4 protein-coding genes are annotated in these 2863 nt (G+C 71.0%); all 4 read left to right on the forward strand.

What is annotated here, in order from left to right; translation table 11 throughout:
- Nucleotides 1–250 (forward strand): hypothetical protein (locus PKD06_RS18685; RefSeq protein ID WP_324382803.1); only part of this gene is annotated, 250 nt, incomplete at its 5' end.
- A gap of 41 nt (nucleotides 251–291) precedes the next feature.
- A complete protein-coding gene (locus PKD06_RS18690) occupies nucleotides 292–1242 on the forward strand; it encodes a hypothetical protein (RefSeq protein ID WP_324382805.1) in 951 nt (316 codons plus the stop codon).
- Nucleotides 1239–2561 carry a S49 family peptidase gene (locus PKD06_RS18695; protein ID WP_324382807.1) on the forward strand — a complete coding sequence of 441 codons (1323 nt, stop codon included), beginning with the start codon at nucleotides 1239–1241 and terminating at the stop codon, nucleotides 2559–2561. The genes PKD06_RS18690 and PKD06_RS18695 overlap by 4 nt, the downstream gene beginning before the upstream one ends.
- The gene (locus tag PKD06_RS18700; protein ID WP_324382809.1) at nucleotides 2558–2833 is read left to right on the forward strand and encodes a hypothetical protein; all 276 of its coding nucleotides are present in this window, start codon (nucleotides 2558–2560) and stop codon (nucleotides 2831–2833) included. The genes PKD06_RS18695 and PKD06_RS18700 overlap by 4 nt, the downstream gene beginning before the upstream one ends.
- The last annotated feature ends 30 nt before the right edge of the window (nucleotides 2834–2863 follow it).

The raw sequence follows: 2863 nt of genomic DNA on the forward strand, positions 1-2863 counted from the left end.
CGCCCGCATGGAGGTGGCAGTTGCGCTGCATGCGGCGGAGGCCGCTCGGTACGGCGACACGTTCGGGCTTGAATGGGTGACCGTCAAGCATGCCGCCGCGGAGTTGGAGATCACCGAGGATGCTGTCCAGGCGCTATGCCGGCGGAGGGGCGAGGCCATTGGGGTTCGTGACGGACGGACGTGGCTCGTGCGGGCTTCCTGGCTCGCCGAGCGGCTTGCCCGCCGCGACTGTCGGGTCGTGTCGGGTTGAGATCGTGGCGCCCCGCCGCGCGCTCCGGCATGATTCCCGCCATGCCCAAGAAGCCTTCCCTCGTCACCGACCTTCTGTCCGCCCTTCAGGTCTTCGTCCTTGGCGCAGCCGAGAAGCCGCAGGCCGCCGCCACGATCCGCAAGCAGCCTGCCGGCGTCGATGTGGACGCTCTCGAGGCTGAGGTGGAGCGCATCGAGGCGGAGCGGCGCAAGGCGCTCGTCCGGGGCTCGGATTCGGACGTCGAAGCCCTCGACGGCAAGCTCGCCGCGGCCAATCGCGCCGCCGATTGCGGCATTGCGCTTCGTGACGAATTGCAGCGCCTCCTCGCCGAAGCCGAGGCTCGCGAGGCAGCCGACGCTCTGGCTTGCGAGCGCGCCGAGGCCGAGCGTCTGTCCCGGACGGCGATCGAGTCCCTTCAGACGCGCCTGCCCGCGCTCTTCGGGGATATCCGGTCGGTGATCCGCCAGGTCGCCGAGGCCGAAATCACCGTCGCGGCGATCAACGCGAAGCTGCCCGCAGCCGAGCACGTCTCGGGGCCCGAAGAGTGGCGCAGCGCGCCGGGCCGGGAGCCCGAGTGGATCATGGCGGAAGAGATCGTGTGGTGCTGGTGCTTTGAGAATGGCAACCGGCTGGATAGCGCGATGGCCGCCCGCGTTGCCGACCAGGACGGCGGCAGGGGCTTCCTTCCCAACGCGTCGTTGTATGCGCCCGCCAACACCCCGGTGGTCCGGCGTCCGTTCCGGAAGGTCACGAAGTTCCCGGAGACTTACGGGGGGCATCTCCGCGAGCTTGCGGCGTCGATCGCTCTCCCGCCGATCCGGGCCGGCGAGGTGGCGGGCTGGGACTTCGATGGAGGCTACGGCGGCGCCGAGCGCATCCTGGCCGCAATCGCCGAGCGCGAGGCGGCGCCGGCGGCCGTATACGTCGAGCGCCAGCCGGTCGTCCTCTACGAGCCCGTCAGCCACGCCCTCGGGAGCGAGCAGGCGGCATGACCTATCTTGCGCGTCTCGCCGATCAGGTTTTGAACCGGCCGCTCCTCCTGCATCCCGCCAAGCTGGAGACGATCGCGGGCGTCCTGTCGCGTCGGATCGGGCTCGACATCGTCGCGGCGGGGCCAGCGGAGGGCGCGGAAGCCTCGCGCTTCGTCGGCACGCATCGCCGGGCGGGCGGCGGCTCGACGCTGTACCGGACCACCGAGGCCGGCACCGCCATCGTCGAGGTGCATGGCAGCCTCGTGAACCGGGGCGCGTGGCTCAATGCCCATAGCGGGTTGACCTCCTACGAGGGGATCAAGGCCCAAATCAGCGCCGCGGGTGCGGACCCGGCCGTGAAGTCGGTCCTGCTCGACATGGATTCGCCGGGAGGCCAGGCGGTCGGCGCCTTCGAGACGGCGGATGCCGTCCGCGCCCTCGCCGCGCAAAAGCCGGTCGTGGCGCTGATCGACGGCATGGCCGCCTCGGCCGCCTATGCCATCGCCTCCGCGGCGAGCCGCATCGTGACGATCCCCACGGGGATTGCCGGCTCGATCGGCGTCGTCGTCCTGCACGCGGATTTCAGCAGGGCGCTCGACAAGGAAGGGATCACCACCACGCTCATTCATGCCGGCGCCAAGAAGGCCGACGCCCATCCGACACGGCCGCTTTCGGAGGACGCGAAGGCTGATCTTCAGGCCGAAGTCGACAGCCTCATGTCGATGTTCGTCGAGACGGTCGGGAGGGGCCGCGGCTCGCGGCTCACGGCGAGGGCGGCTCGCGCAACCGAGGCGGCGGTTTATTTCGGGGCCGAGGCCGTGAAGGCCGGGCTCGCGGACGCCGTCGGGACGCTTGAGCAGGTTCTCGCCGATCTCGACGGCGGGCGCCTTCCGGCCGTCGCGGGCGGGCGGCGCCTCGCGCATGCGGATTGGGCGGACGGGCGCGCCGCGGCGGCGGCATGCGGCCATGCCGGGCCGGCGCTGGATCTCTTCGCGGCCGGATATGCCGAGGGCCTTGCGGCTGCGCTCAGTTCGCCGCGCGTCATGGTGCAGGCTCGCCAGGAGGCTCGCGCCCATGTCTTCGCGGTCCTGTCGCACGATGCTGCCCGAGGCCAGGAAAAGGCCGCCTTGAACCTCATGTCCATCGCGCCGGACATGCCGTCCGAGGATGTCATCGACTTCCTCAAGACGGCGCTGGAGACGTCGCGTCCGACCCTTGGCGCCCGCGCGAAGGACGCGCCCTATGGCCTCGTGATGCATGTCGAAGGGCGGGCACCGAAGCCGATCGACGTCGGAGCGATCTACGCTCGGCGTGCCGAAGCACAGGGTAAAAGCCCATGAAGATCGACATCGCCGCGATCTATGCTCGCCGCCGTCGAGCCGGGGCTCACGGCGGCGCCGCACCCGCTCCGGCCGCGACCCCGCCCGTGACGCCTCCCGCGCCGAAGACGTTCGGCGAACTCGCGTCCCGCATCTGGGGCGCCCGTAGAACCCAAGCCGCGGGCCAGGAGATCGAACGCCCCGCCCGCCCGGGGCTTCCTGCAACCCAAGCGGCAGGTCGTCTTCCCGACCCCGCGGACGTCTATGCCCGCCGCCGTCGCGCGGCGGCGTGATCCGGGATGCGGCCGCCCGGTCTTGCTCCG

This window comes from Enterovirga sp. (assembly GCF_035325185.1).
In the GTDB taxonomy this organism is placed as follows: domain Bacteria; phylum Pseudomonadota; class Alphaproteobacteria; order Rhizobiales; family Beijerinckiaceae; genus Enterovirga.

Bases quoted from the DNA above. Each gene is read 5' to 3' on its own strand.
- PKD06_RS18690 (WP_324382805.1), top strand. From the start codon at position 292: ATGCCCAAGAAGCCTTCCCTCGTCACCGACCTTCTGTCCGCCCTTCAG.
- PKD06_RS18695 (WP_324382807.1), top strand. From the start codon at position 1,239: ATGACCTATCTTGCGCGTCTCGCCGATCAGGTTTTGAACCGGCCGCTC.
- PKD06_RS18700 (WP_324382809.1), top strand. From the start codon at position 2,558: ATGAAGATCGACATCGCCGCGATCTATGCTCGCCGCCGTCGAGCCGGG.